The sequence below is a fragment of the Rhizobium moroccans genome, assembly GCF_057559155.1.
In genome coordinates this window covers 14,781-38,425 of the sequence record NZ_JBHFJG010000008.1, presented here as the reverse complement: position 1 = coordinate 38,425, position 23,645 = coordinate 14,781, and the positions used below count along the sequence as shown (strand labels likewise).

23 protein-coding genes and 1 pseudogene are annotated in these 23,645 nt (G+C 61.4%); 8 read left to right on the top strand and 16 right to left on the bottom strand.

Features of this window, described 5'->3' with window-relative positions; translation table 11 throughout:
- Position 1: 1 nt before the first annotated feature.
- The 9 genes from doeA to ehuR form a co-directional block, all read right to left on the bottom strand.
- The gene (gene doeA, locus ACE04I_RS05790) at positions 2-1,183 is read right to left on the bottom strand and encodes an ectoine hydrolase DoeA (RefSeq protein ID WP_487206735.1); all 1,182 of its coding nucleotides are present in this window, start codon (positions 1,181-1,183) and stop codon (positions 2-4) included.
- Between the two features lie 35 nt (positions 1,184-1,218).
- On the bottom strand, positions 1,219-2,211 hold the full coding sequence (eutC, locus tag ACE04I_RS05785) for an ectoine utilization protein EutC (protein ID WP_487206734.1): 993 nt from the start codon (positions 2,209-2,211) through the stop codon (positions 1,219-1,221).
- The gene (eutB, locus tag ACE04I_RS05780) at positions 2,208-3,209 is read right to left on the bottom strand and encodes a hydroxyectoine utilization dehydratase EutB (RefSeq protein ID WP_487206733.1); all 1,002 of its coding nucleotides are present in this window, start codon (positions 3,207-3,209) and stop codon (positions 2,208-2,210) included. Before eutB ends, eutC begins: the two co-directional genes overlap by 4 nt.
- A gap of 4 nt (positions 3,210-3,213) precedes the next feature.
- On the bottom strand, positions 3,214-3,990 hold the full coding sequence (gene eutA / locus ACE04I_RS05775; protein ID WP_046793254.1) for an ectoine utilization protein EutA: 777 nt from the start codon (positions 3,988-3,990) through the stop codon (positions 3,214-3,216).
- A gap of 1 nt (position 3,991) precedes the next feature.
- Positions 3,992-4,651 carry an ectoine/hydroxyectoine ABC transporter permease subunit EhuD gene (gene ehuD / locus ACE04I_RS05770; protein WP_046793253.1) on the bottom strand — a complete coding sequence of 220 codons (660 nt, stop codon included), beginning with the start codon at positions 4,649-4,651 and terminating at the stop codon, positions 3,992-3,994.
- 2 nt (positions 4,652-4,653) lie between these two features.
- Positions 4,654-5,313 (bottom strand): ectoine/hydroxyectoine ABC transporter permease subunit EhuC, encoded by a 660-nt coding sequence (gene ehuC, locus ACE04I_RS05765; protein ID WP_046793252.1) that lies wholly within the window; start codon positions 5,311-5,313, stop codon positions 4,654-4,656.
- 155 nt (positions 5,314-5,468) lie between these two features.
- Positions 5,469-6,311: an ectoine/hydroxyectoine ABC transporter substrate-binding protein EhuB gene (gene ehuB / locus ACE04I_RS05760; RefSeq protein ID WP_046793251.1), complete on the bottom strand. Its 843-nt coding sequence runs from the start codon at positions 6,309-6,311 to the stop codon at positions 5,469-5,471.
- Positions 6,312-6,375: 64 nt separating this feature from the next.
- Positions 6,376-7,161, bottom strand: a complete 786-nt coding sequence (ehuA, locus tag ACE04I_RS05755) for an ectoine/hydroxyectoine ABC transporter ATP-binding protein EhuA (RefSeq protein ID WP_046793250.1) — start codon at positions 7,159-7,161, stop codon at positions 6,376-6,378.
- Between the two features lie 122 nt (positions 7,162-7,283).
- Positions 7,284-8,669 carry a MocR-like ectoine utilization transcription factor EhuR gene (ehuR, locus tag ACE04I_RS05750; protein WP_046793249.1) on the bottom strand — a complete coding sequence of 462 codons (1,386 nt, stop codon included), beginning with the start codon at positions 8,667-8,669 and terminating at the stop codon, positions 7,284-7,286.
- A gap of 88 nt (positions 8,670-8,757) precedes the next feature.
- On the opposite strand from ehuR, the gene ACE04I_RS05745 reads away from it, so the two are divergent.
- The 4 genes from ACE04I_RS05745 (at position 8,758) to ACE04I_RS05730 (ending at position 13,360) form a co-directional block, all read left to right on the top strand.
- Positions 8,758-9,276: an Lrp/AsnC family transcriptional regulator gene (locus ACE04I_RS05745; RefSeq protein WP_487206732.1), complete on the top strand. Its 519-nt coding sequence runs from the start codon at positions 8,758-8,760 to the stop codon at positions 9,274-9,276.
- A gap of 89 nt (positions 9,277-9,365) precedes the next feature.
- A complete protein-coding gene (locus tag ACE04I_RS05740; protein WP_487206731.1) occupies positions 9,366-10,862 on the top strand; it encodes an NAD-dependent succinate-semialdehyde dehydrogenase in 1,497 nt (498 codons plus the stop codon).
- A gap of 23 nt (positions 10,863-10,885) precedes the next feature.
- On the top strand, positions 10,886-12,265 hold the full coding sequence (locus ACE04I_RS05735) for an aminotransferase (protein ID WP_487206730.1): 1,380 nt from the start codon (positions 10,886-10,888) through the stop codon (positions 12,263-12,265).
- Between the two features lie 15 nt (positions 12,266-12,280).
- The gene (locus ACE04I_RS05730; protein WP_487206761.1) at positions 12,281-13,360 is read left to right on the top strand and encodes an alcohol dehydrogenase family protein; all 1,080 of its coding nucleotides are present in this window, start codon (positions 12,281-12,283) and stop codon (positions 13,358-13,360) included.
- A gap of 196 nt (positions 13,361-13,556) precedes the next feature.
- Here ACE04I_RS05730 and ACE04I_RS05725 read toward each other — a convergent pair whose 3' ends face one another.
- Both ACE04I_RS05725 and ACE04I_RS05720 read right to left on the bottom strand, forming a co-directional pair.
- The gene (locus ACE04I_RS05725; protein ID WP_487206729.1) at positions 13,557-13,970 is read right to left on the bottom strand and encodes a type II toxin-antitoxin system VapC family toxin; all 414 of its coding nucleotides are present in this window, start codon (positions 13,968-13,970) and stop codon (positions 13,557-13,559) included.
- Complete coding sequence (locus ACE04I_RS05720) at positions 13,967-14,239, bottom strand: type II toxin-antitoxin system VapB family antitoxin (RefSeq protein ID WP_046793245.1); 273 nt, start codon at positions 14,237-14,239, stop codon at positions 13,967-13,969. Before ACE04I_RS05720 ends, ACE04I_RS05725 begins: the two co-directional genes overlap by 4 nt.
- Before the next feature lie 188 nt (positions 14,240-14,427).
- Between ACE04I_RS05720 and ACE04I_RS05715 the strand changes: the two are divergent.
- Positions 14,428-14,631, top strand: a pseudogene (locus tag ACE04I_RS05715) (aspartate aminotransferase family protein); the annotation flags it as partial.
- Positions 14,632-14,649: 18 nt separating this feature from the next.
- Here the strand turns inward: ACE04I_RS05715 and ACE04I_RS05710 are convergent.
- Positions 14,650-15,417 carry an HpcH/HpaI aldolase family protein gene (locus ACE04I_RS05710; RefSeq protein ID WP_487206728.1) on the bottom strand — a complete coding sequence of 256 codons (768 nt, stop codon included), beginning with the start codon at positions 15,415-15,417 and terminating at the stop codon, positions 14,650-14,652.
- Positions 15,414-16,421, bottom strand: coding sequence for a 4-hydroxythreonine-4-phosphate dehydrogenase PdxA (pdxA, locus tag ACE04I_RS05705; RefSeq protein ID WP_487206727.1), 1,008 nt, complete (start codon positions 16,419-16,421; stop codon positions 15,414-15,416). The genes ACE04I_RS05710 and pdxA overlap by 4 nt, the downstream gene beginning before the upstream one ends.
- Before the next feature lie 194 nt (positions 16,422-16,615).
- Here pdxA and ACE04I_RS05700 point away from each other — a divergent pair, with 194 nt between their 5' ends.
- Together ACE04I_RS05700 and ACE04I_RS05695 are read left to right on the top strand one after the other, a co-directional pair.
- Positions 16,616-17,704: a four-carbon acid sugar kinase family protein gene (locus ACE04I_RS05700; RefSeq protein WP_487206726.1), complete on the top strand. Its 1,089-nt coding sequence runs from the start codon at positions 16,616-16,618 to the stop codon at positions 17,702-17,704.
- Positions 17,701-18,480, top strand: a complete 780-nt coding sequence (locus ACE04I_RS05695) for a FadR/GntR family transcriptional regulator (RefSeq protein ID WP_046793241.1) — start codon at positions 17,701-17,703, stop codon at positions 18,478-18,480. The genes ACE04I_RS05700 and ACE04I_RS05695 overlap by 4 nt, the downstream gene beginning before the upstream one ends.
- Before the next feature lie 78 nt (positions 18,481-18,558).
- Here the strand turns inward: ACE04I_RS05695 and ACE04I_RS05690 are convergent, their stop codons facing one another.
- On the bottom strand, positions 18,559-19,458 hold the full coding sequence (locus ACE04I_RS05690) for a dihydrodipicolinate synthase family protein (RefSeq protein WP_046793240.1): 900 nt from the start codon (positions 19,456-19,458) through the stop codon (positions 18,559-18,561).
- Positions 19,459-19,904: 446 nt separating this feature from the next.
- On the opposite strand from ACE04I_RS05690, the gene ACE04I_RS05685 reads away from it, so the two are divergent.
- Positions 19,905-21,035, top strand: a complete 1,131-nt coding sequence (locus ACE04I_RS05685) for an iron-containing alcohol dehydrogenase (protein WP_046793239.1) — start codon at positions 19,905-19,907, stop codon at positions 21,033-21,035.
- Between the two features lie 62 nt (positions 21,036-21,097).
- Here the strand turns inward: ACE04I_RS05685 and ACE04I_RS05680 are convergent, their stop codons facing one another.
- Positions 21,098-22,717: an ABC transporter ATP-binding protein gene (locus tag ACE04I_RS05680; protein WP_046793238.1), complete on the bottom strand. Its 1,620-nt coding sequence runs from the start codon at positions 22,715-22,717 to the stop codon at positions 21,098-21,100.
- Positions 22,710-23,567, bottom strand: coding sequence for an ABC transporter permease (locus ACE04I_RS05675; protein WP_487206760.1), 858 nt, complete (start codon positions 23,565-23,567; stop codon positions 22,710-22,712). The genes ACE04I_RS05680 and ACE04I_RS05675 overlap by 8 nt, the downstream gene beginning before the upstream one ends.
- Between the last annotated feature and the right edge of the window lie 78 nt (positions 23,568-23,645).

The window sequence follows — 23,645 nt, the reverse complement described above, 5'->3', positions numbered from 1 at the left end:
CTCAATCCTTGACCATCAGCCTGCGCGGCACGTTTGCCAGGCATTCGACGCCGGTATCGGTGACGAGAATGCTTTCGGTGGTCTCGAAGCCCATGTCTTCTAGCCATAGACCGGTCATGAAATGGAAGGTCATGCCGGGCTTCAGTTCCGTGCGGTCGCCCGGCCGCAGGCTCATGGTCCGCTCGCCCCAATCCGGCGGATAGGAAAGCCCGATCGGATAGCCGGTGCGGTTGTCCTTGACGATCCCGTATTTCTTCAGCACGCCGAAGAAGGCATTGGCGATGTCCTCACAGGTATTGCCGGGCTTTGCGACTGCGAGACCGGCCTCCATGCCCTCGAGCGTCGCCTTTTCCGCGTCCAGGAAGGCTTGCGTCGGCTTGCCGAGGAAGACGGTTCGCGACAGCGGCACGTGATAGCGGTTATAGCAGCCGGCGATTTCGAAGAACGTACCCTCGTCTCTTAGCATCGGCCGGTCGTCCCAGGTCAGATGCGGCGCGGAGGCTTCCACGCCCGACGGCAAAAGCGGCACGATCGCTGGATAATCGCCGCCGATACCGTCGACGCCGCGCGTACCGGCATCGTAAATTTCCGCGACCAGGTCGCATTTACGCATGCCCACCTCGATCTTGTCGAAGATGCGCTGATGCATGGCCTCCACAATGCGGGCGGCATTGCGCATATACTTGATCTCGGTCTCGCTTTTCACTGCGCGCTGCCAGTTCACGAGGGCTGTCGCATCGGCGAAACGCGCATTCGGAAGATGCTTCTGCAGCGAAGCAAAGGCGGCCGCTGAGAACCAGTAATTGTCCATCTCCACGCCGATCGTCAGCTTGTCGAGGCCACGTTCGGCAAGCTTAGCCGACAGGTAATCCATCGGATGACGCTCGGTCGATTGCACGTAGTGATCGGGATAGCCGATGATGTTCTCGTGCTTCAGATAGGCGGTGAGCTTGGCGCCGTTGGCATCCTGACCGCGGCCGAACCAGATCGGTTCGCCGGACGGCGGCACGATGACCGCCTGGTGCACATAGAAGGACCAGCCGTCATAGCCCGTCAGCCAGGCCATGTTGGAGGGATCGCTGACGATCAAGAGGTCGACCCCCTTCTCCTCCATGGCGCGCCGTGTCTTTTCCAGCCGCGCGGCATATTCGCCGAGCGAGAATTTGAGATTGGGCTGGTTCATGTTTCTTTCCTTCTCCTCCGGCGTCCCAGGCCGGTTCAGCTTTCAAATGTTGCGCCCACGCCTGCGGCGGTTGACCGCGCGAAGGCGAGCGTGGCGATAGCGGTATCTTGGATACCCGTGCCGGTGAGATCGGCGAGCGTGATCTGGCCGCCACTTTGGCGGCCGGAGCCACGGCCGGCGACGACCTGACCAAGCTCTGGGAATGGCGCATCGGCGGCGACGAGCCCCGCCTTGATAGCGTGATGGAGCTCACCAAGCCGGCGGGTCTGCGTCAGACGATCGGCGACATAGACGTCCGCCTTGACGATGACCGCCGGATCGATCTCGTTCTTGTGCTCGGCATCCGAGCCCATTGCCGTCACGTGCTGGCCGGGCCGAAGCCATTCGGCTTTCAGGATCGGCGTCTCGGAGGGCGTGGTGGTGACGACGACATCGGCACCACCGATCGCGGCTTGAGGATCAGCTTCGGCGCGAACCGGAAGACCAAGCTTCGCGGTCAGCTCGGCAGCGACCGTCTCGGCCCTGCCGAACTCCCGGGCCCATATGCGCGCCTCCCGGATCGGCCGGACCAGCGTCAGCGCCTCAAGTTGCAGGCGCGCCTGCATGCCCGCACCGAAGATTGCCGCCACGGCGCAATCCGGCCGCGAAAGATGTTTTGCCGCCACCGCGCCGGCGGCGGCGGTGCGCACGTCGGTCAGGTAGCCATTGTCGAGCAGGAGGGCTTGCACGAGACCCGTGCGGCTCGACAGCAGCACCATCATGCCGTTGGTGCTCGGCAGGCCGATCTTCGGATTGTCGAAGAAGCCCGGGCTGATCTTGATGGCGAAACCTTCGAGATCCGGCACATAGGCCGTCTTCACATCCACCTCGCCGCGATGCTCGGGAATGTCGAGGCGCAGGATCGGCGGCATGGCAACCGGCTTGGTGGCGAGCGCGTGGAAAGCATCCTCGACGCAGGCGATCGCCTCGCGATCAAGCGGAACCAGGTCGCGTAGATCCCTTTCGGTGAGAATGACCATCCGGCTCATGCGGCGTCCTTTCCACAGATGGTGTCGCCGTTGATGATCCGCCGATGCTGATCCATGTCGACATTGCGGCCTGAAAGGATAGCAACGACCGGGCCATGGCCCATGATCTTGCCTGCCAGGAGTGCTGCGATACCGACGGCGGCAGCGCCCTCGATCACTTCACGCTCGACCGCATAGGCATGCCGCATGCCGGCAGCGATTTCGGCTTCCGAAAGCAGGACGACATCGTCGAGAAGGTCGCGGCACATGGCGAAGGTGACGCGATTGTCGAGACCGATGCCGCCACCGAGCGAATCCGCAAGGCTCGGCAGTTCTTCGACCTGTACCGGCATGCCGGCGTCGAGGCTCGCCTTCATCGCCGCTCCGCGTTCCATCGTCAGGCCGACGCCCCGCACCGAGGTCCTCCGTCCCTTGATCGCGGCCGCGACACCTGCCGCCAATCCCCCGCCGGACAGAGGCACGAGAACGGTTTCGACGTCGGGAAGCTGATCGAATAGTTCGAGGCCGAGCGTCCCTTGCCCGGCGACAACGGCCGGATGGTCGAAGGGCGGCACCATGACCAGCCCTTTTTCTGCCACCAGTCGGTCCACTTCCTCCTGCGCCTCGTCCTGAGACCGACCGACAATGCGGACATTGGCGCCGAGGCGACGGATTTCCAAAACCTTGTTCTCCGGCACGAGCGAGGACATACAGATGGTCGCGAGCGAGCCTTCCGCCTTTGCCGCAAACGCGAGAGCGCGGCCGTGATTGCCTGTGGAAGCGGCAACGACACCCCGTTTACGCTCCTCCACAGTCAGGGAGAGAACCGCATTCGTGGCACCGCGGAGTTTGAAGCTGCCGGTCGTCTGGTGGTGTTCCAACTTCAGATGAACCGGAACACCGGCAATCTCACTGAGCGCGGCCGATTCCACCACTGGCGTTTTCAACACGCGCTCACCGATGCGTGCCGCGGCGGCGCGGATATCGTCAAATCGGACCGGCAGGCTCCCCACACTCATGGCATCAGCCTTCCGGATAGGACTTGGTCATCAGCGTCCCCAGTTCAGGACGCGCTGCCGTCTCGCCGCAAAGGTGCAGGCAGGCCCAGGCGGTCGCGAGATTGCTGCTCACCATGGGCTTGCCGATTTCGGCTTCGATCCGGGCCGCCACCTGGGCCGCGCGGACAGCCGTGCAGGAGATGAAGAGCGCATCCGATTGCGGCGCCGTCACCTCGTGGGCAAGCGAGACGATTTCGTCCGGTGCGATGCGCGCCATTTCGCGGTCGTCCTCGAAACCGAGGCATGTGAACCGGTCGATCGTGAAGCCGAGCCGAGCGAAATAGTCGGCCATCGGGCGGCTTGTCTCCACCGTATAGGGCGTGAGGATCGAAATCCGCTTGGCACCGACGGCCTTCAGCCCTTTGACGGCCGCCGCAGTCGGCGTCACCACGGGAACTCCGGGCTTTGCCGCACGGATTGCCTGCTCGACCCTCTCGTCGCCGATCACCACGGAGGCGGACGTGCAGGAATACATGACCGCATCCAGTGTCTCGTCGGGCAGAATGAGCGAGGCGCCCTCGGTCAGCACCGGTTGCATCTTCATCAGGTTTTCGGGCGTCGTCGGGTTGGCATAGGGAATACGGCTCACATAGACGCCAACACGCTCTCCGGCGACCATGCGCTGGAAATCGACCTCCGTCGTATGGTCGGTCGCCAGGATGACGAGTCCGATCCGCTTTCGAAGCGGCCGGTCGTCGAGGCGAGGCCTGTGTCGGGCAAGATGTACGTCAATGGAAGTCATGTCAGTCATCCATCCGGGCGTAGCGCTCCTCGAGCCAGCGCAGTCCGACGACCGAAACCAAGCTGACGGCGAGGAAGAAGACGCCGACCAGCGTCATCGGCTCGATATAGCGGTAATTGCTGTTGGCGATGCTTTTCGCCTGGTTCATCAGCTCCAGCACGGTGATGGCCGAAAGCAGCGGCGTTTCCTTGAACATGGCGATGAAATAGTTGGCGAGCGCCGGGATCATCGGCGGCACGGCCTGCGGCAGCACGACATGTATCCAGGCCTGCCGCGTGGTGAGATTGGCGGCCTTGGCCGCCTCCCATTGGCCGCGCGGCACGTTCTCGATACCGGCACGGTAAACTTCCGCGGTATAAGTGGCATAGTGCAATCCGATGCCGATGACGCCAGCCACCAGGGGCGGCAATCTTATCCCGATGTCCGGCAGTACGTAGAAGATGAAATAGAGCTGCACTAGAAGCGGCGTTCCGCGGATGAATTCGCAAACGAAGCCCACCGTGCGCGATAGCGCGGTAACCGGCGAACGCCGGGCGATCGCGATGGCCAGCCCCAGCACCGCGGCCACCGCCGCCCCGAGAACGGTCGCCAGAATGGTGATCTTGAACCCTTCGAGAAGGGTCGGCATGATCTGCCAGACGAATTCCCAATCCCATTCCATCGTCAGGTCCTCACGCCATCGAGGCTGCGGCTCATGCGCCGCTCCAGCCAGCGCATGCCAATCGAGATCGACCAGGCCATTGCGAAATAGAGGATGAGGATCGTCGTGAACGGGATGAGCGTATTGCCGGTCTGGGCACGCACGACCTGGGCCTGAAATGTCAGATCGGTCAACGAGATCAGCGACACGACAGCCGTTCCTTTCAGAAGCTCGATGGCATTGTTGCAGAAGGTCGGCAGCATCAGAGGAAGCGCCTGGGGCAGAATGACATGGCGCATGCGCTGATAGCGGGAGAGATTGAGCGCGACGCATGCTTCCGTCTGTTCGCGACCTACCGCCTTGACTGCGCCGCGCACCACCTCGGCCGCATAGGCCCCGACATTGAGGCCGAGCGCCAATACGCCCGCTTGCAGCGGCGTCAGCGTTAGTCCCGCAAACGGCAGCACGAAATAGACCCAGAAGAGCTGCACGAAGATCGAGGTACCCCGGAAGAATTCGATATAGGTCGTGGCAAGCGCCCGCACGATGAAGAAGCGCGACAGGCGCCCAAGTCCGGCAAGGAAAGCCATCACCAGCGCCAGAGCGGACCCCATCACGGTCAACTGCAGCGTCACCAGCGCGCCTTCCAAGATCAGCGTCAAATAGCCTGACCAGTCGATCATCGGGTCCGAGTTCCTAGTCTTCTGATGGGATTGCCCTCATCCGCCCGCCGGCCCCTTTCCCAGGCTGGCGGTGGAAGGTCGATGTGCAAGACCGCCGGGGCGTCCAGCCTTCCCTCTCCCCGCTTGCGAGGAGAGGGTCGGGGTGAGAGATAAGCTTACTGCGCGGCGGCGCACTGCTTCTCGCGGTTGGTCGAAATCGCGGCGGCTGCCGAGAAGCCGTAGGGCTCGACGATCTTGGCGAACTCTCCCGATTCCTTCAGCTTCTTCAGTTCCACGTCGAAGGCGTCGCGAAGCGCCACGTCCTGCTTGCGGAAGGCCGCGCCGTCGCAATAGACCGGAGCACCCTGGACCGGAGCCACGACCTCGAGGTTAGGGTCGTTTGCCTTGCTCATCAGATCGTGGATCGAGAGGACCGGCAGCGAGTAGACGTCGATGCGGCCGTCTTGCAGCATCTTGATGCCGCTCTGGCCGTCCGGCACGACGATGACGCGATCGCGCGGAACGCCGGCTTCGAGCGCGAGCTTTTCTTCCGTGCCGCCACCCGGAGCGCCGATCCTGGCATTCGGATTATCGGCGATATCCTTGTAGCTCGCGAACTTCATGGGGTTGCCCTTCTTGACGGCGAAGGCTTCGGCGTCGCACAGGACCGGCTCGGAATAGGCGACCGCATTGCAGCGTTCCGGCTTCATGAAGAGGCCAGCGGTGATGACGTCGTGACGGCCGGCCTGAAGGCCGGGGATCATCGCGCCGTATTCGGAAATCGATGCCACGACGTCCTTGACACCGAGGCGCTCGAAGATGACGCGCGCCACATCCGGAGCAGCGCCCGAAACCTTGCCGTCGGCGCCGACTGCGGTATAGGGCGGCTCGTTGGCGATGGCGATGCGGGCAAACCCCTGTTCCTTCAGTTCCTCCAGGTCCGCGGCGAATGCCGACACACCGCCGGCGACGGACATGAGCGCCGCAAGGCTTGCGGCTGCGAGAAATCCTGTTTTCATGGTTCCCAATTCTCCTCTGGTTTTTTCCCGTTTATTTGTTCGGGCAATGTCGCCGCGCTTGCGGTCAGACGCGGTGCCCTGCCGCTATGATCTTGCGCAGGAAGGTCTGCGTGCGCTCTTGCCTCGGATTGCGGAAGATCTCTTGCGGCTTGCCCTCCTCGACGATCTTGCCGCGATCGAAGAAGAGCACGCGGTCGGCGAAATCGCTGGCAAAGCCCATTTCATGGGTCACCAGCAGCATGGTCATGTCACTCTCGGCGGCAAGCCGCTTCATGACGTTCAAGACCTCCTCCACCAGCTCAGGATCGAGCGCCGAGGTCACCTCGTCGAACAGCATGATCTTGGGAGACAGAGCCAGAGCGCGGGCGATCGCGACGCGCTGCTTCTGGCCGCCGGAAAGCTGCGCCGGTACGGATTTGGCCTTGTCGGCCATGCCCACCATATCGAGAAGCTCCATCGCCCGCTTCTCGGCATCGGCCTTTTTCACGCCCTGCGTCAGGATCGGCGCCAGCGTCACGTTGTCGAGCACGCATTTGTGGGGAAATAGATTGAAGTGCTGGAAGACCATGCCGATCTTCTTGCGCATTCGGTGCAAGTGAGCCTCGTCAGCCGGCGCCAGATCGGCGCCTTTCTTCATGTGGTAGAGTTGCTCTCCGTCGACCTCGATATGGCCGCCGCTGATCGTTTCCAGCGTCATCAGGATGCGCAGGATCGTCGTCTTGCCCGAACCCGAGGGGCCGATCAGTGCCAGCTTCTCTCCGGGCATGACATCCATCGACAGGCCATCGAGGACGGTCAGCGGACCGTATCTCTTCACGATGTTGTCGATGCGGATGATAGGCGACGCCATTCATGTCTCTCCCTGTTGAGACAAGCAATGGGCTAACGATGACGGCGCCAGGAAATCATGTCAATTCGGAAAATAATATCATGACAATATTTGTGCGTCTGCCCATTCGGCAGGCGTTTGCCTCAAATCGCAAGCAGCAGCGCCTCGGGATTTCCCTGGGCAAGCGAAGCGACCACACCAAGCCCGGTTCTCAGATCCGCTTCCGACGTCGAGCCGAGCGAAATACGAACGGCCGACGCCCCGCCCTGACCGGCGGTGCGGAAGGAGGTTCCCGGCGCGATGGCAACCCCGCGCAGCCTGGCCTGCGACACGAATCCTTCCTCGGTATGCGGATCGGTAAGCGGCAGCCAGACATGCAGGCTTTGGGGATGCGAATAGTAGCGCAGCCCCGCAAGCGTTTCCTGGGCAATATCGTGGCGGCTGGCCAGAGCCCGGCGCTGCCACTCGACCAACGCCGCTGCGGTGCCGTCGCTTACCCAATGCGTGGCGATCTCGGCAATCGCCGGGGTTGCCATCCAGTTCGATACCAGATGCCGGTTGGCGACGGCTGCCACATAGCGGTCCGGCGCGACGAGATAACCGATGCGCAGACCGGGCACGGTGATCTTGGTGAAACTGGTGATGTAGAGCGTGCGTTCTGGCGCATACGCCGCCAGCGGCGGCGATCGGTCGGTGACCAAGGGACCGAGAATATCGTTCTCGATGATCGCGATGTCGTGCTTCCTGGCGACTTCGGCAAGTGCCTCACGGCGTTTCGCACTCATCAAGGTCGCTCTCGGATTGATGACAGAAGGCTGGAGGAAAACCGCCCGGATAGGGCTTGTGCGGCAGGCTTCGTCCAGCGCCTCGGGGATCATGCCCTCGTCGTCGATCGGCAGTCCTTCAAGGTGAATGCCGAGATAGGTAGAGAGAGGCACGAGCGTATGATGGCTGATCGCCTCAGTCGCGACGATCGATCCGGGCGGCGCGACGCTCATCAACGCAACCGTCATGCCGGAGGTCGCGCCATTGGTGAGACTGACGTTGAGCGGTGAAACCTGCAGCCCGCAATGGGAGAGCCATTCCGCACCGATTGCCCGGTGACGCGGAAACACCATGTTCGGCCGGAACGACAGAGCCGAACTTGGCGGCAGGTTTTCCGAAAGCCAGCCGAAGGCTTCGCGCATCTTTTCCAGATGGAAATGCTCGCAGACGGGCTTCAAGATCGAAAGATCGATGACCTCGCCCAGCCTTTCGGGCAGATAGGGTGGCTCCGGCTCGCGCGGACGCGTCTGCACGAAACTGCCTCGGCCGATCTCCCCGGAAATCAGCCCCCGACGGATGAGATCGTCATAGGCGCGGCTAACCGTCTGGACCGAAAGATCGAGATCGTCGGCCATGCGACGATGCGTCGGCAGCTTCGTCCCATTGGCGAGCTTGCCCTCCTGGATCGCACGCGCGATCTGCTCGGCGAGCGAAAGATAGGCCGGGCGGCGGAGCTGGGATGGATCGGGGCGCCAATTTGTCATGATTTCGACTGTGCTTAAAATCAGTTCAATTGACAATGGCAAAACGAGTTTTCATTGTCATTCTCAACAATGCACGACAAGGCACCCGATGAAGCTCGACGCAATCGACCTGAAAATCCTGGAGGCGGTCCAAGCCGACGGCCGTATCACCAAGCTGGCGCTGGCCGAGAAGGTCGGACTATCGCCGACACCCTGCTGGATGCGCCTGCGTAAGCTCGAAAAGGCGGGCATCGTCGCCGGCTATCATGCGCGCCTTGCTGCGCGCAAGATCGCGCCGATCGCCAGCGTCATGATGGAGATCACGCTCGCCAATCATCGCCAAGGTGATTTCGATAGGTTCGAACGAGCCGTGGCCGCCATTCCCGAGATCACCGCGTGCTGGTCAGTCGGCGGCGGGGTCGACTATATCGCCAAGGTCGTGACGGCCGATATCGACGCCTATCAGCGCCTGATCGATGGGCTTTTGGACCGGGAACTCGGTATCGAGCGATATTTTACCTATATCGTCACCAAGACCGTGAAGGAGGAGGCCGGCGTACCGGTTTCGGCCCTGTTTTCGGCAAGCGCCGACGATAGACAGACTCTCCGGGCAGGCCCGCGAGTTTAGACAATCTCTCTATTTCCACCCCGTGGAATGGACAATCTCTCGCTTGAGGTGGGGCCACACTTGGCACGCCCTTGAAGGAGGAGTTGGCCATGACCGCAATTTTCGCACGTCCCGCCTTTCATGATGCTTTGACGCGCCTCTCCGACCGCCATCTCCTGCGTGATCTTGCCTATGTGAACGGCCGCTGGGTGGCGGGTTCCGACAGCCGGAGCTTTCAGGTCACCGATCCTGCGACGTCCGCAACGCTTGCCTGGGTGGCGAGCCTCGGAGTGGATGAGACCAGCCTCGCGATCGACGCCGCCGCGGCAGCATTCCCTGCTTGGCGCTCGAAACTGCCCCAGGAACGCGCCGCGATCCTGAAGGAATGGCATAGGCTGATGCTTGGCGCCAAGGAGGACCTCGCCCTTCTGATGACCCTCGAACAGGGCAAGCCGCTTGCCGAGGCGCGCGGAGAGATCGATTATGCGGCCTCCTTCATCGAGTGGTACGCGGAGGAAGGCAAGCGGGTGAACGCGGAAAGCGTCACCAGCCATCTTCCCGGCGCGGAGATGATCGTGCGGCGCGAGCCGCTTGGCGTCATAGGCATCGCAACGCCCTGGAACTTCCCTTCCGCCATGGTGACCCGCAAAGCGGCAGCGGCCCTTTCTGCCGGCTGCACGGTCGTTGCCCATCCTTCTTCCGAGACGCCGCTTTCTGCGCTGGCGCTTGCCAAACTGGCCGAGCGTGCCGGAATGCCGCCTGGCGTCTTCAACGTGGTGACGGGCGATGCCGCAACCATCGTCGGCAGGCTCTGCGAGGATGCGCGGATCCGGGCCATGAGCTTTACGGGATCGACGGAGATCGGCCGCCTGATTGCCGCCCAATGCGCGCCGACCATGAAGCATCTGGTGATGGAACTCGGCGGGCATGCGCCTCTCATCATCTTCGAGGATGCGAACATTGATCGAGCGGCCGATATCGCGATCGCCGCCAAGTTCGCAACCTCGGGTCAGGATTGTCTGGCGGCCAACCGAATTTTCGTACAGCGGTCCATTCTCGAAGCCTTCAACGAGGCCTTTGCCAAACGGATCGCTGCCCTCAAGGTCGGCAACGGATTGACGGATGATGCAGACATCGGCCCGCTGATGCATGAGCGCGCGGTGATGAAGGTCGAGGCGCAGGTAAGGGATGCGCTCGGTCGAGGCGCAAGGCTGATTGCCGGCGGCAAGCGCCACAGCGTCGGTCCGCTCTTCTTCGAACCGACGCTTATCGTCGATGTGCCACAAGATGCGGACATCATGCGCGAGGAGACCTTCGGACCGGTCGCGGCCGTTACCGCCTTCGACACCGAGGAGGAGGTCATCGTCCGCGCCAATGACACCGAATACGGCCTGGTCGCCTATGTGGTCACCCAAAACGGCGCGCGTCAGATGCGCCTCGGTCGCGCCCTCGAATACGGAATGGTCGCCATCAACCGGGTGAAGATCACCGGCGGGCCGATACCCTTCGGCGGCTGGAAGCAATCCGGCCTTGGGCGTGAGGGCTCCCGCCACGGCATCGAGGCTTTCACCGAACTCAAATATCTCTGCATCGACACCGCAGGCTGAACGCATTCATGAAAGGACATGCCATGCTCGAGAGAAACAACGAACTCACCGCCTGGGACCGGGACCATTTCTTCCATCCGTCGACCCATATGGGCATGCACGCGCGTGGCGAGACGCCGACGCGGGTGATCGGCAGCGGCGAAGGCGTCTACATCACCGACAGGAACGGCCGCACCAGCCTCGATGCTTTTGCCGGCCTCTACTGCGTCAATGTCGGCTACGGCCGCCAGAAGATCGCCGACGCGATCGCCGAACAGGCGCGGGACCTTGCCTATTACCATGCCTATGTGGGCCACGGCACGGAAGCTTCCATCACGCTTGCCAAGATGATCATCGACCGGGCTCCGGCGGGCATGAGCCGGGTCTATTTCGGGCTTTCCGGTTCGGATGCCAACGAGACCAACATCAAGCTCATCTGGTACTACAACAACATCCTCGGACGGCCGGAAAAGAAGAAGATCATCTCCCGCTGGCGCGGCTATCACGGCTCCGGCGTGATGACCGGCAGCCTCACCGGGCTCGAGCTCTTCCACAAAGCCTTTGACCTGCCGCGCGTGCCGGTTCTTCACACCGAAGCACCCTATTATTTCCGCCGCCCCGACCGCTCCATGAGCGAGGAACAGTTCTCGCAATATTGCGCCGACAAGCTGGAAGAGCTGATCCTCGCCGAAGGCCCGGAGACCATCGCGGCCTTCATTGGCGAACCGATCCTCGGCACTGGCGGCATCGTACCGCCGCCGAAAGGCTATTGGGAAAAGATCCAGGCGGTGCTCGAAAAATACGATGTTCTGCTTGTCGCCGACGAGGTCGTGACCGGCTTTGGCCGGCTGGGTACCATGTTCGGTTCCGATCACTATGGCATGAAGCCGGACCTCATCACCATTGCCAAGGGCCTGACCTCGGCTTACGCGCCGCTTTCAGGCACGATCGTTTCCGACAAGTTCTGGCAGGTGCTCGTGCAGGGTTCCGACGAGCTTGGTGCGATCGGCCACGGCTGGACCTATTCCTCCCATCCGATCTGCGCGGCAGCCGGCATTGCGAACCTCGAGCTCATCGACGAGATGGACCTCGTGCAGAATGCTAAAGAGACCGGCGCCTACTTCCGCTCCCAACTGACCAAGGCCGTTGGAGACCATAAGCATGTCGGCGAGGTTCGCGGCGACGGTCTGATGGCCGCCGTGGAATTCGTCGAAGACAAGGACGACCGCAGGTTCTTCGAACCCGCGCTCAAGATCGGCCCGCAGATCGCAACGGCGTTGCTCGAACGCGGCGTCATTGGCCGGGCGATGCCGCAGGGCGATATCCTAGGCTTTGCGCCACCGCTCTGCCTCACCCGCGAGGAGGCGGATATCGTGGTGAAGGCCACGGCCGATGCGATCGACAACGTCTTCGCAAATCGCTGACGGGGCCGACCAATGATCTCGATACCCGATACGATGGCGGCCGTTCTGCTGACCGGCCATGGCGGTTTGGATAAGCTCGTGTACCGGCAGGACGTGCCGGTGCCGAAACCGGCAGCCGGTGAAGTGCTGATCCGCGTCACGGCCTGCGGCATGAACAATACCGACGTCTGGGTGCGTCAGGGCGCCTATGGCACGGAGGATGACCCCGCCGCTGTCTCCACATGGCGGCGGCAGGGCAATACCCTCACCTTTCCGCGCATTCAGGGCACCGATACGGTCGGTCACGTGGTGGCGGTTGGCGCAGGCGTCGATCCTTCCCGTATCGGCGAGCGGGTGATGGTCGACTTTTCGATCTACAATCGCGACGACGACAGCCTGGCGGATATCGATTACATGGGTCATGGCCGCGATGGCGGCTATGCGGAATACATGGCATTACCCGCTGAGAACGCCCATGTGGTCGAGACCGGCATGAGCGATATCGAGCTTGCGACCTTCTGCTGCGCCTACCTGACCGGCGAGCGAATGCTGGAAAGAGCAAGGCTCGCCGCCGGCGAGCGGGTGCTCATCACCGGCGCTTCCGGGGGTGTTGGCTCGGCCATTATCCAGCTTGCCCGCGCTCGCGGCGCCATTCCGATTGCAATCGTCGGCCCCGGCAAGGAGGAAGCGGTGCTCGATATCGGCGCCGAGGCGGCGGTGACGCGCGGCCAGGACAATCTGGTGGAAGCCGTCGCTGAAGCGATCGGTGGCGCCCCGATCGATGTGGTGGCGGATCTGGTGGCCGGCCCGATGTTCAACGACCTCCTGAGGATCCTCCGGCCGGAAGGTCGCTATACGACGGCAGGCGCGATCGCCGGACCGGTCGTGCAGCTCGACTTGAGGACCATGTACTTGAAACAACTCGAGCTACACGGCTCCAGCCAGGGAAGCCGTGCCGATTTCCGCCGGCTCGTCGGTTACATCGAAAGCGACAAGATCCGCCCGCTCGTCGGAGGGATCTACAGGCTTTCGGATTTCCACCGGGCCCAGAGCGACTTCATGGCCAAGAACTTCGTCGGAAAGCTTGTCGTGGTTCCGGACGCGGTCGCCGATTGAAGGCACGTCATGCGCCTCATGCTGAGCCGATGCACGGGTAATTCGCAGGATGTTTCGTCGGCCTCCCGTGTGGAACGGAGCGAGTCAGCCAGGCGCACGGAAGCATGACGACCTGAGGCATGATCCAGGAGACGTCGTCACGGGAGCGGCGATGACATCCTCATCGTCCACCGCCTCTGTTTTCCTGCCGGCTAGATCATGGCTCCAGAGCCGATTGAATGTCTGTCAATGCGAAATCGTTGCCGACATAGAGTAATGGGGCGGAATACTGTTTTGCCAGCGCATAGGCGAAGCAATCGCCGAAATTCAGCCCACCGCGCGTGCCGAACCCCTGACCATAGTCGATCCTCGCCTTCATCGCCGCGCGGGCCAGGCGGTCATCGACCGGGGCGATGTCGATGTCGAAGTCGGTCAGGAAAGCGTGCAGATCAGCAATCGCTTTGTGGCGATCCCCACTTCTGATCCTGCCCGCCATGACAGTACCAGCTTCGACATAGTTCACTGCCGAGAGGAGACGTGGACCGTTCTTCTGAAGTGCGGTCATACAGGCAGGCGCTTCCGCCTCATCAAACATGATCGCGATGATGGAGGATGAATCCACGACAATCATCGAGAAAAGCCGAGTTCCTCGGGCGTGTCTCCGACCGCTTCATCCCACTCCCGCTTGGTAACCGGACGACGATCATAGCGGTCAGTGCGTTCGCGTACGAAAGCCTTCATGCGTGCGACGTAATCGCTATTAGCCGCCTGCTCGGCGCGCAGGCGCTCCAGCCGCTCCCGCATGGCTTTGGTGATGGCCTCGGTCATGGTCTCACCGGTAAGGCGGGATAACTCACGCGCCAGCCTATCGGCTTCCTCCGTCTTGATGCTCAGACTCATGGCGCATCCCTTTCTAGATTAGGTTTCTAGATACCATATCGATAATCTGAGTCCAAATTCAACCTTCGCTCCCCGCCTGGCGGGCTTTCTCGACCAGCGCCTGGGCGACTTCCGGATCAAGGCCCGGAGATTGACATTCAGGCGGGCCTATATCACGGAATGAGTGTTGAGAGTCTGAGTATAGTTGCGTACCGGCGCAAGTCGTGACCAGCTTCGGTCGGCTCGGTATCATGTTCGGTCCTGACCTCTACGGCATGACGCCAAATCTCATCACCACTGCCAAGAGTCTGATTTCGGCTTACGCCCCGCTTTCCGGCACGATTGTTTCCGACAAATTCCGGCAGGTTCTGGTGCAGGGTTCCGACCAGCTTGGCCCGATCGGTCACGGCTGGGCCCCGGTCTGGCGGACATCAATTTCGCGCGAACTTCAAATGATCTGCAGCCGCTTTGTCCATATGGTTGAGGTCTGAGGAGATGGTGGCGAAGGTATAGCCCTCGGCAAGCCGTCTCGCCGCAAGATCGCCGGCGCTTGTATGGATGCCTGCGGCGATATCGGCCTTCGCGGCAACCTCCGCAATCCGGGTAAGTACGTCTTCGAATTCGGCAGCCTTCTCGGAATCGCCGATCGTTCGGCCGCCAAGCGCCAGCATCAGGTCGGCCGGGCCAACATAGATGCCGTCCACACCGTCCACGGAGCAGATTTTCTCAAGGTTTTTAAGGCCCTCTTCGGTCTCTATCATGACGATGCAGGCAACCTCATCGTTCATTCTGTCCGTTTCCGGTCCCGAGCGAAGGCCCGCACGCATAGGCCCGTAGGAACGCAGACCCGAGGGTGGAAAACGGCAGGCCCGGACGGCGGCGCGCGCCTCATCGGCGGTATCGATCAAGGGCACGATGACACCCCGCGCGCCAGCATCGAGAGCCTGGCCGATCAAGGCCACGTTGTTTGCCGCCACACGAACCAGCCCGGCGCAATCGTTCTTGCCGAGTGCGGCACCGGCGTCGATGGCGATCAGCCCATTGAGAACTGCCTGGTAATCCAGAAAACCATGCTGCGCATCGAAACAGACATAGTCATAGCCATGACGCGCAATCCGCTCCTGCACCGCCGGCACGGGGAGCTGCGTCCAATAACCGACGATCCGCTCGCGGTTTCTGAGCCTTGCCGCGAAACTCATGCCGCGGCCCTGTGCTGCCGGTTGGCGGCAAGGCGTGCCGCGTAGTCGAGCGCGGCCAGCATGTTCACATGATTGGCTTTGCCGGTGCCCGCAATATCAAAGGCCGTCCCATGATCGACCGAGGTCCGGTCGATCGGAAGGCCGAGCGAAACGTTGACGGCGCTGTCGAAGGCAACGAGCTTGATCGGAATATGGCCTTGATCGTGATATTGCGCGATCACGAGGTCGAAAGCGCCTTGATAGGCGCGGTGGTAGACCGTATCCGCCGAGATCGGCCCCACCACATTGATGCCTTCCGCAATTGCCGCCTCAACTCCGGGACGAATGGAATCATCGTCCTCGGTCCCGAACAGGCCGCTCTCGCCACAATGGGGATTTATGCCGGCGACGGCAATTCGTGGATTGTCGTAGCCCATCCGCTTCAGGTGCTCATGTCCGGTGCGGATGGTCGCGAGAATTCGTTCCGGCTTTGCCCGCTCGATCGCGGTGCGGAGCGACACATGGGTCGAGACATGGATGACCTTCAGGCGCTCGGACGCAAGCAGCATCCAAGAGGACTTGGAGCCGGTCAGCGCCGCTAGCATGCCCGTATGGCCATCATAGTGATGGCCCGCCGCATTGAGCGCTTCTTTGTTGATAGGGGCGGTGACGATGCCGGCAGCCTCCCCTGCCTCGGCCATTCGGACCGCCGCTTCGATATAGCGGAAGCTTGCCTCGCCACATCGAGGGGAAAGAACTCCGAATTCACCCGGAAGCCCCTCCACCGAAACGTGGCGCAGCGCGAGACTGCCGGAAGCGCCGACAGTACCATATCGATGGAAAGCAAGATCCACGCCGCAGACCTTGGCCGCACGCTCCACGGTGTCGGCATCGCCTATGACGACAAAGCCACCCCGTTTGCCTACTGGAATATCGGCGATTGCCTTGACGATGACTTCGGCACCCACGCCCGAAGGATCTCCCATCGTGATGGCGATCGGCGCGCGTGACGTATCCTGGGTCATGACATTCCTCCTATTATCCTTCTTATTGGCAGCAGTTTTCTTAACTTGTCAACTTTTCAACGGTCGAAAAATTCGAACCAGCGATTAAAAATACCTCCTGAATTAAAAGGCTTTCTCAATCGACGATTTCTCTCTAGGATTGAACCGAAGGCATTTTCTGTTTACATGTTTACCTGCATGGAGGAACCGGAAGCTTGCTCGCGCTCATCGTTGCAGACGATCTGACAGGAGCCTTGGATTCCGCGGTAATGTTCGCGGCCCGCGGCATGCGCTGCTGCGTCCTTCGGCATCCGGAAGCCCTAGTCTCGGCCGACTTGTCCGATATCGATGTCTGCGCAGTCAGCACCGGCTCGCGGGAAGGTGGCCAAAACCAGGCGCGGGATGCGATCGCCGCCGTTCTTGCCGCGCTCGAACCTCCCTTTCCGGATTACATCTTCAAGAAGGTGGATTCCCGCCTGAAGGGTCACGTCGGGCTGGAAGCCCGCCTGCTGGCCGAGGGCACAGGCCGGACCTGCCTTCTCGTCTCGCCGGCCATTCCGGAGATGGGGCGGTTTGTTACCGATGGATATCTTACGGGAACCGGCGTCATTGAGCCAATCTCCGTGGCCTCCCGTGTTGCCGAAACGGAAATGCCCCTCGCCATCCCCGAGGCAAAGAGCGATACGGATCTCGTTCATTGCGTTGGCCTCGCGCGCTCCGAGACGACACTATTTGTCGGGGCGCGCGGACTTGCCGCGGCATTGGCCCGGCACCTGAAACCGCATGGCAAGGCACCTTCGGAAATCCGGCTTCCGCGTCCGGCACTGTTTGTTATCGGCTCGCGGGACCCCATCACAGAGGCGCAGGTCGAAAGGCTTTGCTCAAAGCTGGACGTGGGCTTCCTGATCGCCGAGAATGGACGGGTGCCGGCGGGAGCCGAGCCCGGATCGGACCTGACGATCGCGAAGATGACCTCCGGAAATGCCGCTGTTGCGGCCGAGCTCGCGGGCGGCTTGTTCGCCGATGGAATTTCCGCTCTCATCGAGACGACGCAACCTGCAACCCTGCTCGCCTGTGGCGGAGAAACCGCCAACGCGCTTCTGGAGCGCCTCGGCGTCGAGCGGCTCGATGTTCTTGACGAGATTCTTCCCGGCGTTCCCCTTGCGAGCGCCGTCCTCCGTGGCAAAACCACGAGAATTATTACAAAATCCGGCGGGTTCGGAGATGCCGATACCCTTCTCCGATTGGCATCTTCCGTAGAATCGTTGGAAGATATTTCCACGGCAGCTGAAAGCGAACCATGACGACCACTTCGCAAGAACGTGCAGCGAAACCGGAGCGGGCTAAACAACGCTCGTCGCTCGGTGATCGCATCTACCATCTCCTTTACAGCCGGATCGTCAATGGCGAGTATCCGGCCAACCAGAAGCTGCCGCCAGAACTCGCGCTTGCCGAGGAATTCGGCGTTTCGAGGCCTGTTTTGCGCAACGCTTTAGAGCGCTTGCGCGAGGAAGGCCTGCTTTATTCGCGACAGGGGGCCGGCAGCTACGTGCGCAAGCCCCAGCAGGCGGCACTCGGCTTTGCCCGGGTGGAAACGATCGCCGATATTCAGCGCTGTTACGAATTCCGGATCACCATCGAGACCGACGCCGCCTATCATGCAGCACTTCGCCACAACCGGACAGCGCTGCGGAAAATCAAGGAGGCGCTCGATCTCTTGGATGCGGCGACCGGCTCGTTCAAGCATCGCGAGGATGCGGATTATGCCTTCCACATGGCGGTCATCCACGCATCGAACAATCACTTCTACGAAACCTCGCTACGGGCTCTTCGCGAACACATCCAGGTCGGCATGAAGATGCATGGACAGTCGCTGATGTCCGATGGTCCACGCGGGCTTGAACAGGCTTATGCCGAACACAGCGCGATCTATGAAGCAATCCGGGCACGCGATGCCGGCGGCGCTGAAAAGGCAATGCTTCAGCACATACGTAATTCCCGCGACCGACTTTTCGGCGGCAGCATGATCAATCTCGCGATGGACAATGATGCAGAGGAAACCGGACAGGCTGAGGCCTGATCGGCTTGCTGTAGGGGCGGATGCAGCTCACGAGGAGCCGATATTTCAAACCGGGTGATATAGTGGCAACGACAGCGCTCACGCCGCCGTACCGGCGAATAATTCATATTTCCGCAGGATCTCAGCGATCTTCCGGTCCTGTTCCGGATCTGGCAAAAGCGCGGGCTGGCGGCTGGCGCCGACGGAATGATCCATCAGATAGAGCGCGCGTTTAACCAGCGCCGGCGGATAGCCGAGGCCGTAGAGATCCTTCCGAAAGCCGGCAAAAATCTCCTGCTGCCGCTGCGCTTCGGCAACATCGCCTGCGTTGAAAGCCCGGCTGATACTGGCGAGGACTTCAGGCATGACGTTGCCAAGACCGGAAATGCAACCCTTGGCGCCCTGCTCAAAGGACCAGAGCACCAGGTGATCCGGGCCGGAATAGACATCGAACCCCTCCACATCCCGGCCTATGGCCATATAGGCCTCCAGGGTCTCCTGCGCGCCGCCCGAATCCTTGATACCGGCGATATTGCCATGTCCGGCAAGCTTTCGCGCGGTCTCCGGCTCGATATGGTTCTGGGTTCGCGCCGGAATGTCGTAGAGATAGACCGGGGTCGCGACCGCATCAGCGACCGAGGAGAAATGCCGGATCAGGCCATCCTGCGTGCAGGCGATAAAGAACGGCGTGATGACGGCAATTCCGTCCACGCCCATGCGGTCAAACTCCTTTGCGAGCAGCTTGGTTTCGAAAGTCGCGGGCATCCCGGCATTGACGATGACCTTGGCACGACCGGCAACCTCGTCCACCACCTCCTCCGTCAACCTGACCTTCTCCTCGAAAGTTAGGGCAGAGAAATCTCCATTGGTGCCCGCGCACATGATGTTGTTGCCGGCGGCAACCTGCCGGCGGACCTGGGTGCGCGTCGCTTCGAAGTTGACCGTTTCATCGTCGTTGAAGCAGGTGACGAGCGCAACGAAGGTTTCGCTATGAGCCATAGGATCTCCCAGGTTTATCAAATCGCAGTCGCCGATTGCGGAAGAGTTTTTCCATTTCGGCCAATTGAAAAAAGGCCGGACCGCCAATCCGGCCGGCTGCCTAAGGGACCTTCGCGCCTTCTGGTAAAGTTGTCAACATTGTAAGCGCAGAAATTACCAGCTACGGAGCTCCCAAGACAGCTTTACCAGCGACAAAACCCCTGGAGAACCACCTGGAATTATCCACCATCATGTTGATTTATTGATATTTTTAATGGACCTCCCCAACCACACAATCTGCGATGTGGCGCCGCTCGAAGCAGATTGCGCAAGGCTCTTCAATACTAATTGACAAATCTTTTCATTTCACCCAGGCTTGGAGCAAATGAGAAATCTCGGGAGATTGCCGGCAGCCGCTGCAAACGCAATCGACAGTGATTACGCGATATCAGGGATGCGAGGACATAATGACGGCAATCAGTCGACCGCTCGAAATGCTGCGACCTGCGATGGTGCGCTTCGGAGAAGGGACAATCGCGACATTGGCCTCATGGCTGGCGGAGAAGAAAATTTCCCGGCCCTTTATCGTGTCGGATACGTTCAATGCCACCCGGACGGATCTTTTGGGGATTTCAGGCGCCACGACATTCGGAAAGGCCATGCCCGAACCCGACCTGCCGAATCTCATGGAAGCGGTTGCGGCAGCGCAGGCGTGCGCTCCCGATGCGGTGATCGGCTTCGGCGGCGGCAGCGCCATGGATTTGGCCAAGCTGGTGGCCGTGCTGTGCGGGTCTGGAAAATCGCTGCACGATATTTCCGGATTAAACCGCGCGAGCCCTCGCCGGATGGCGCTCATCCAGATCCCCACCACCGCGGGCACCGGCAGCGAGGTGGGTACCCGCGCGCTCATCACCGATCCGGCGACCATGAACAAGGTTGCCACCGAAAGCCCGCAGATGTTGGCGGATCTCGCGATCATCGATCCGGTTCTCACGATGACCGTACCGCCCATGATAACGGCCGCGACCGGGATCGATGCCATGGCCCACTGCGTGGAGGCCTTCACCAGCAAGCGTTCCCACCCGCTCATCGATGCCTATGCTCTCGAAGGCATCCGGCTCGTGGGCAGGTACTTGCCCCGCGCCGTCAGAAACGGCAGCGATATCGAGGCCCGGGCTGGGCTTTCGCTTGCGGCCTTCTACGGCGGTGTCTGCCTTGGCCCGGTCAACACGACGGCGGGGCACGCCATTTCCTATCCGCTTGGAACCCGGCACAAGATCGCGCATGGGGTCGCCAACGCATTGATCTTCCCGCATGTTCTCGCGGCCAATCATGAGGCCGTGCCGGAGAAGACGGCACTGGTCTGTCAGGCACTGGGCTTCGAGGCGAATACCGCGCATGATGTCCTCGAAGGCGCCCAGGCCTTCTGCAAGGGGTTCGGCCTCAACATGGCGCTGTCTTCCCACGGCGTGCCTGAAAGCGATCTGGAGACGATGGCGAAAGAAGCTCACGCCATCCGCCGCCTTCTGGACTTCAACCCGCGTGAGCTCGCTGTCAGCGATATCCTGGCGATCTACAGGACGGCCTATCGCGCCTGAAGAGCAAGCCTCATGTGAAACGGCGCCCCACAGGCGCCGTTTCTGCTGGAAAGCCATTATCCTCAGGCGATAATTGCCTCACGCTCCAGGCGGCGACGCTGCTGCACCTCAGGGTCCGGATCGAGACCTGCAGCCAGAAGCCGCCTCGTATAATCCTGCCGAGGGCTTTCGAAGATTTGGCGGGCCGTACCGCGCTCCACGACCTTGCCCGACTTCATCACCATGACATGATCGGCGAAATCCCGGACGACCGGCAGATCATGCGCGATGAAGATGAAGGCGATCTTCAATTCGCGGCGTAGCTTGTCGAGAAGCGCGATCACTTGCGCCTGGATCGAGACGTCGAGGGCCGATACCGCTTCGTCGCAGATGATGAGCTGGGGCTCGAGCGCCAGCGCACGGGCGATTGCGATACGCTGGCGCTGGCCACCGGAGAACTGGTGAGGATAGCGGCGGGCATGCTCGGGCAGGAGGCCCACCTGCGCCAGCAATTCGTCGACACGCTCGCGCCATCGGGCCTTGGGAAGGATTTCGGGATGAATGACCCAGGCCTCCGAGATCAGCTCGTAAACGGACATGCGCGGATTGAGCGATTGGGTCGGATCCTGAAAGACCATCTGGATCTGCCGACGCAGGCCGAAGAGCTCCTTGCGCGACATGGACAGGAGATCGCGGCCCTTCCAGAGCGCCTGGCCGCTATCGGCCTCCTCCAGCCGAAGCAGGCACCGGGCCAGCGTCGATTTGCCCGAGCCACTCTCGCCGACCACCGCCATGGTTTCTCCCGGCTGGAGGTCGAAAGATACTCCATCCAAAGCCTTGAAGGCGCCGTAGGCCTTTTCCATGCCGGACACTCTCAGCAGCGCCTCACCGCGGCCTTGAGGTTCGTGCATCGCGCCACGGCCGGGCGCAGCGGATATCAGCTTCTTCGTGTAGGGATGCTGCGGGTTGTGATAGACCTCGCTCGGCGTTCCCGTCTCGACGATCTCACCGCCATTCATCACCACGACGCGATCGGCGACCTCCGCGACCACCCCCAGATCGTGGGTGATGAGGAGCAGGCCCATGCCGGTTTCCTTCTGAAGTTCATCGAGCAGCGAGAGGACTTCGGCCTGAACGGTCACGTCGAGGGCGGTGGTCGGCTCGTCGGCGATCACGATGTCCGGCTTCATGGCAAGCGCCATCGCGATCATGACGCGCTGGCGCTGACCTCCGGAAAACTGATGCGGGTATTTCTTCATTGACGCTTCCGGCGAGGGAAGGCCGACACGCTTCAACAATTCCAGCGCCCGGCGTTCGGCCTCGTCCCTTCCGGCGCCATGTACGAGCATGGTTTCGACAAGCTGCCAACCGACGGTATAGACGGGGTTCAGATGGCCTAGCGGATCCTGGAAGATCATGGCTATGCGTTTGCCGTTGATCATCCGGCGCTTGCCGATCGGCATCGTCAGCAGGTCCCTGCCCTCGAAGAGGATCTGCCCGTTGGTTATCTCGCCGGGCGGCATGTCGATCAGGTTCATGATGGCGGAAGCGGAGACCGACTTGCCCGACCCGCTTTCACCTAGAATGGCGAGCGTCTCGCCGCGATCAAGATACCAGCTTATGTTGCTTACCGCTTTGACCGTACCGCCGGCGGTATGAAACTGGACCGAAAGGTTACGGACTTCCAAGAGATGCTCAGCCATTGGACTTTCCTCCGATCTCGAGACGCCATCTTTGCGTGGGGTCAAGCGCGATGCGCATCCAGTTGGAGAGAAGGTTGAGCGACATGGTCGTGAGAATGATCGCGAGGCCTGTCCAGAAGGCCAGCCACCACGCGGTCGCAAGATATTGCCTGCCCTGACTCACCATCAAGCCCCAGGTGATCTGCGGCGGTTGAATGCCGATGCCGAGAAAGGAAAGCGAACTCTCCGCGAGCATGACGAAGGCGAAATCGAGCGTGGCGATCGTCACCAGCGTCGGGATCACCATCGGCAGGATGTGCCGGAAGACGATGCGCGCCGGCGAAGCGCCCATGACTTCGGCCGCTTCTACGAACATGCGCTGGCGGATCTCCATGACCTCCGCCCTGGTGGTGCGCAGATAGACAGGGATACGCGTGATCGCCAGCACGATGACGAGGTTTCCCACCGAAGGCGCCAGGATATAGAGCACGACGACGGCAAGCAGCAGCGAGGGGAAGGACATGATCACGTCCGCCAGGCGCAGAATGACATTGCCGACCCGACTGGAGGCATAACCCGCCACCAGGCCGAGCAGCGCGCCGATGATTGAGGAGCAGAGCACCGCACCTGCCGCGATCAGCATCGTGTTCTGCGCGGCCACCACGACGCGCGGAAGTAGCGGCCGGCCGAGGGAATCCGATCCGAGCACATAGAACCAGCCATTCGCAATGCTGAAGGGCGGGGCGTTGCGGCCGCGCAGGTTCTGGCTCAGCGCGGCATCCCCCATCAGCATGGGGCCGCACACCGCGCAGAAAATGACGACCAACAGGAAAATGGTCGCGGCAAGGGCGAACTTGTCTCGCCAAAGCATGCCGAGCACACCCCTGATCCGGCCTTTCTGCTGGACTTCGGCTTGCGTTGAGGTTCCCGGCAGAGTCTGGGTCATGGT